4 protein-coding genes are annotated in these 6,071 nt (G+C 72.8%); 3 read left to right on the forward strand and 1 reads right to left on the reverse strand.

What is annotated here, in order from left to right:
- The first annotated feature begins 176 nt into the window (after positions 1–176).
- Positions 177–1,778, forward strand: a complete 1,602-nt coding sequence (locus ACFY12_RS04785) for a DUF5691 domain-containing protein (protein ID WP_390714247.1) — start codon at positions 177–179, stop codon at positions 1,776–1,778.
- 155 nt (positions 1,779–1,933) lie between these two features.
- On the opposite strand, the gene ACFY12_RS04790 is transcribed toward ACFY12_RS04785, so the two are convergent.
- Positions 1,934–2,392 carry a cobalamin B12-binding domain-containing protein gene (locus ACFY12_RS04790; protein ID WP_390714248.1) on the reverse strand — a complete coding sequence of 153 codons (459 nt, stop codon included), beginning with the start codon at positions 2,390–2,392 and terminating at the stop codon, positions 1,934–1,936.
- Positions 2,393–2,764: 372 nt separating this feature from the next.
- Between ACFY12_RS04790 and ACFY12_RS04795 the strand changes: the two genes are divergently transcribed.
- Both ACFY12_RS04795 and ACFY12_RS04800 read left to right on the forward strand, forming a co-directional pair.
- Positions 2,765–3,724, forward strand: coding sequence for an esterase/lipase family protein (locus tag ACFY12_RS04795; RefSeq protein WP_390714249.1), 960 nt, complete (start codon positions 2,765–2,767; stop codon positions 3,722–3,724).
- Positions 3,725–3,914: 190 nt separating this feature from the next.
- Positions 3,915–5,711, forward strand: a complete 1,797-nt coding sequence (locus tag ACFY12_RS04800) for a peptidoglycan DD-metalloendopeptidase family protein (RefSeq protein ID WP_390714250.1) — start codon at positions 3,915–3,917, stop codon at positions 5,709–5,711.
- The last annotated feature ends 360 nt before the right edge of the window (positions 5,712–6,071 follow it).

The raw sequence follows: 6,071 nt of genomic DNA on the forward strand, positions 1-6,071 counted from the left end.
CTTCTGCTTCTGCCTCTCCTCCTACTCCTGCTCCTGCCTCTCCCTCCGATTCCACCTCTCCCACCTCTCCCACCTCTCCCACCCCTACCGCGCCCACCGCCCCTGCCGCCGCTCCCCCGCCATCGGCCCCACCGGCTTCCGCCCCTCCGGCCGCCGCGGCCCCGTGGGCCGAGCTCGTGAGTGCGGCGCTGCTCGGCACCGAACGGCGGCTCCCGCCGGTGGCGGTGCGGTCCGGGCAGGGCGCAGCCGCCGCGCTGCTGGACGCGGCGGCGGTGGCCACGGTGCGCCGGCGCGGTGCGCTGCGCCCCGCCCCGGCCGGTGAGCGCCCCGCCCCGGCCCCGGCCGACCCACGGCCCCCATTGCCGCCGGCCGCGCGACGCAGGCTGTCCCTGCTGCTCGCCGACCGCGGCGGCAGCGCGAGCGGCGGCCGCCGCAGCACCGCTCCCGATCTCACCGAGCTGCTGCCGCAGTGGCTGACCGCCGCGCACGACCACGGCTACCGCGCCCCCGACGCCCTGCTGCCCGCACTGCTCGACGCCGCCCGGGCCCGTACGGACCTGCGGCCCGCGGCACTCGCCCTGGCCGGACCGCGCGCCCGGTGGCTGGCCCGGCTCAACGACGACTGGAAGTTCGCACTCCGCGGGGGTGGCTGTGGCCCCGCCGCGCTGTCCGGGGCGGACGGCCCCGAGGACGTACGGCGCCGGTGGGAGGAGGGCCTGTTCGCGGACCGGGTCGCTCTGCTGACGGCGCTGCGCCGCCGCGACCCGCGGGCGGGCCTGGAACTGCTCGGGACGACCTGGCCGACGGAACGGGCGGAGGACCGGCTGACGTTCCTGGACTCCCTGCGCGAGGAGCTCACCGCGACCGACGAGCCCTTCCTGGAGCAGGCGCTCTCCGACCGCAGCCGGAATGTGCGGGCCACAGCCGCCGAGCTGCTCTCCGCACTGCCCGGCTCCGCGCTCGCGGCCCGTATGGCACGGCGCGCCCACGCCTGCGTCGCGCTGGACCGCACGGCCGACGCGCCGGTGATCGCCGTCGAGGCGCCGCACGAGTGCGATGCCGGGATGCGGCGGGACGGCGTCGCGCCCAAGCCGCCCTCCGGGCGCGGCGAACGGTCCTGGTGGCTGGTCCAGTTGGTGGCGGCGACACCGCTGGACGGGTGGCGCGACCGGTTCGCGGGGCGCGGCCCGGCGGAGATCGTCGCCCTCCCGGTGGCCGACGACTGGCGCACCGAGCTGCACGACGCCTGGTGCCGCGCCGCGGTACGCCAGCGGGACACCGACTGGGCGCGAGCGCTGCTGGGCACGCCGGGCGCCCCGGACCAGTCCGCCGAGGTCGCACCGGCCGGCTCGGCACGGGATCTGACGAAGCTGCTGATCGTGCTGCCGGATGACGAGCGGGCCCGGTGGGTTGCGGAGTTCATCGCGGCGCACGGCCTGTCGGACGCCTTCCGGATGCTCGGCGTCTGCGCGGTCCCCTGGGCCGAGCCGCTCGGCCGCGCCGTCGTGGACGCGTTGGACATCGCCCGGGACGCGGGCAGCTATCCCTGGAGCTTCAGCGGGGTGATGGGCCTGGCCGAGCGCTGTCTGGACCCGTCCACGGCGGACCGCCTGGGCATGCTCACCGCGCTCACGGACGAGCCGGAGGGCGCTTCGCCCGGCTCCGGCGGCTACTGGTCCGAAGCGTTCCAGCGCCTGGTCGGCACGCTCCGGCTGCGCGCCACCATGCAGGCCGAACTGACCCCGCCGCCCGGCGACAACGACCGGACAACGCCATGACCGGCCGCGCCGTGATCCACGGTGCCGTGCTCTGTGGTCCCGTGATCCGGGGTGCTGTGATCCGGGGTGCCGTGATCCGCAGCGTCCCGTCCGCCCTCCGCCGGTTGGGCCGTCGGATGTTCCCTGGTTCCCTCCGTGGATCCCTCCGTGGAGCCTCAGACCGCCGCCGGGCGTACGTTCGCGTTGATCCACTCCACGATCGACGCGGTCGTCGCGCCCGGCGTGAAGATCTCCGCGACGCCCTGCTCCTTGAGCGGCGGGATGTCCTCTTCGGGGATGATGCCACCGCCGAAGACCTTGATGTCCGCCGCATCGCGCTCCACCAGCAGGGCGAGGACCTTCGCGAAAAGGGTGTTGTGCGCGCCGGAGAGGATGGACAGCCCGATCGCGTCGGCGTCCTCCTGGATCGCGGTGTCGACGATCTGCTCCGGGGTCTGGTGCAGCCCGGTGTAGATCACCTCCATCCCCGCGTCGCGCAGCGCCCGCGCGATGACCTTGGCGCCCCGGTCGTGCCCGTCCAGGCCCGGCTTGGCCACCACCACGCGGATCGGCCCCGAACGGCCCGCCGTGCCCTGGCTTCCCGCTTGCGCCCCGTCCTGCCGAGCCACACTCATCACAGCCTCCAAGCCACGCACGACACGATGGTGCCGAGCCGACAATCGATCGCGCGGCCGCGGTCCGGCGGCCACGAGCGTGAACGAACGTTATCTCCAGCATCCCGTACCCAGCCGTTTCGTGACATCCGGCGAGGGGGAAATCACACACGGGACACGTCCGCTACGCGCCGCGTTCCGCGTGTCGTCACCTCAGGGACGGGTGACTCCGTACGCGCGGGCCGCGCGCCCGGGGAGCCGCAGCCGGGCCACCGCGCCTTGAGGCGCGCATCAGGGCGAGTGCGCCGCACTCTCGCCCTCGCATGGGGTGGCTTCCCACGAGGGCATACGGGGGTCAGAGCCGTCTCCCGCGTGCCGTTCGGGAGGTCGGCTATGCGAGCCCTGCCCTTTCTCTCCGCACCCTTGCTGATCGCACGCGCCGTCTCGGCGCCCCTCCGGTGCGTACGCCTGCTTCCCGGGCGTGCGTCGTCGCTGCTGCTGCGCAGCACCGTCGTGGATCTGATGGTCCTCGCCGGACATCTCCTCCTCTACCCCACCGGCATCACCCAGGAGCGGCCCGTACCTAGGCCCATACCGCCCCCCACGACACAGGGCCCGGAAGGGCGTCCGGCGCCCGCACCGGGCCCCGCCTCGGCCGGCCAGCCCACTCTGCCCGCTCCGCCCGCTCTGCTCCCGACCGAGGGCCGGTCGCACCCGCCGGTCCTGCTGCTCCACGGCTTCATCGACAACCGCTCCGTCTTCGTACCGCTGCGCCGCTCCCTGCACCGCCATGGCTGGCGCCACCTGGAGGCGCTCAACTACTCCCCGCTGACCTGTGATCTCCGCAAGGCGGCCGAGTTGCTGAGCCGTCATGTGGAGGAGGTGTGCGCGCGGACCGGCCACCGCCGGGTGGACATCGTGGGCCACAGCCTCGGCGGGCTCATCGCGCGCTACTACGTCCAGCGGCTCGGCGGCGACACCCGTGTCCGTACGGTCGTCACGCTCGGCACCCCGCACTCCGGCACCCGTGTCGCCCCGCTGATGTCGGCGCACCCTGTCGTCCGGCAGATGCGCCCGGATTCCGAAGTGATAGCAGAGTTGGCGCTTCCGGCCCCGAATTGCCGAACACAATTTGTCGCTTTCTGGAGCGAGGAGGATCAGGTGATGGTGCCACCTGGCACAGCCAGAATCGATCACCCGGATTTGCTCGCGTACAACACGCAGGTAGTCGGCGTCGGACATCTCGCCCTGCCGGTCAACGCCACTGTCGCAGCCGGTATACGCGAGGCACTCACCTCAGGTGGCATACCGGCAGCGGCGGGAGCCGCCGACTCCGCGTCGGTGGTGGCCTGAACACCGACCCGCGAGGCGACGCATATCGAACAAACGTCGAACGGGGCGCCAAGAACTCGCATGAGAGTGCCGAAAGGCGGCCAAATGCCCGCCCTCGGCGAGCCCGGAACCCGTGGAAGATTGTCGCCGTCGCGTACCGCCGGGTACAGTCGCCGCTAATTCTCCTGCTGCCGAGGCGAAAGAGAAGTTGGTGAACGACCGTCGCCCTTCGGAAGGCCCTCTTCCGACCGACTCCGCTTCCGACGCCTCGTATGCGCACTACCCCGCCTACGACTCCTACGGGCAGCAGTATTCCCCGGCCGCCGGTGCCGAATACGGCGACGGCGCCCCCCTGTTCGGATCGTTCCCCGGCCCGTACGACACGGGGGTGTACGACACCGGCACGTACGACACGGGCACGTTCCACACCACCGGCTACGACGCCGGTACCCACGGCACCGACGCCTACGGCACGGACACCTACAGCACAGGGACGTACGACGTCACCGGGGCCGCCTACGACACCGGCTCCTACGACACGACGCAGTGGGCCGCCGGCACCCACGACACCGGCTCCCACTCCTTTACGGACCTGCAGTCGGATACCGCGTCCGCGGGCTACGCCCCGTACGCGCACACCGCGTACGAGAGCCCCGCGCCGGAAGCGGTCACGTACGGCGCCACCGCCTACGGGCATGGCGGCTATGACACCGGCAGCTACCCCACCGGTGCCTACGACACCGGCAGTTATGCCACGGTCACCTATGAGGCGACGGGTGCCTACGAGACGGCCGGAGCCGGGGCGCACGAGCCGACCGATACGTATGAGCCGACGGGCACGTACGGGACGACGGGCGGCTACGACACCATCGGCCCGCAGGCCACCGCCGTCGAGGACACCGCGGGCTTCGAGACAGCGGCGTTCGAGACCGCGAGCTACGAGGCCACGGCGATCTGGCCGGCCACGGACCCCGAGCTGACCGCCGGAATCCCGGCGCAGGCCGGCCCCCCGCCGGACGACAGCGAGCCATGGGTCCGCACCCCGTGGGAGGAGTTCGGCCGACGCGACGCCGACGCCGGCGACACCAGCGGCACCAGCGGCATGAGCCACACCGGTGGCAGCGCGGACACCGGCGACGCCGATGCCGACGTCGATGCCGCCGCCATCGCCGATGCCATGACGCAGGCCATGCCGGTCACCACGGTGGGTGCCGCCCCCGCCGCCCGCCGGGTCGCCGGGCCGGATCCCGGCAAGCCCGTCCGCGGCCGCGGACGACGGCGCCCGGCGAAACGGTCGGCGCTGCTGACCGTCGCCGTTCCCTCGGTCGCCGCCATAGGGGTGTGCGGGGTGGCCGCCGCGTCCGTCGCCGGTCTCGGCGGGGAGGACAAGGACGACACGACGACCAACCAGGCCGGCCCGGTCGACCCGGGGGGCGTCAAGAGCTCCGCGGCCAACAAGAAGCTCGATACCCAGCTCGCCGGACTCAGCGCCAGCGCCAGCGACTTCCGTGACCGTGCCAGCCGCACCCAGGAGCGGATCGACCTCAAGGAGCGCCAGGCGCTGGAGCGCAAGCGCAAGGCGGAGGAGGCGGCCCGTAAGGAGGCCATGCGGCCCAAGTTCGCGCTGCCGGTCACCGAGCACGGGCTGAGCGCGCTCTTCGGCCAGGCCGGCGTGAACTGGATGTCCGTGCACACCGGTATCGACTTCCCGGTCAGCTACGGCACCCCGGTCCTGGCCGCCACCGACGGCACGGTCCGTACGCAGTGGAACACCGCGTACGGCAACATGGCGATAGTGACCGCGCCCGACGGCACCGAGACGTGGTACTGCCACCTGAGCAGTGCCAAGGTCCGTTCCGGATCGGTCAAGGCCGGTGACCAGATCGCCTATTCGGGCAACTCGGGCAACTCCACAGGCCCACACCTGCACTTCGAGGTGCGGCCCAGCGGTGGATCGCCGATCGACCCCCTCCCTTGGCTGCGCGCCCACGACCTCAACCCCGACTGACCCCCGCCGTACCGTTCCTGCACGCCCCGGGTCACACCCGCGCACGCCGCGCCCCCCTCAAAGCTCCCGTACGCCCGGGGGTTCTCAGGGTGTTTCCCTAGGGGAGGCTCGAACAGATCCCCTAAGGGGCGCGAGCGCCCCCTGCGGGGCCACAACAAGGCGGGGGCGAGGGGTATTCCGTTCTCCTCGGCCCCGGGGTACCAGGGAAACCGAGGAGACAACGGAAACCGCGGAAACCACGGAAACCACGGAACCCCCGGAGACCGCGGCACGCGGCACGCGGCACGCGGCACGCGGCACGCGGCACGCGGCACGCGGCACGCGGCACGCGGCACGCGGCACGCGGCACGCGGCACGCGG

The sequence above is a fragment of the Streptomyces sp. NPDC001339 genome (assembly GCF_042895955.1).
GTDB lineage: Bacteria > Actinomycetota > Actinomycetes > Streptomycetales > Streptomycetaceae > Streptomyces.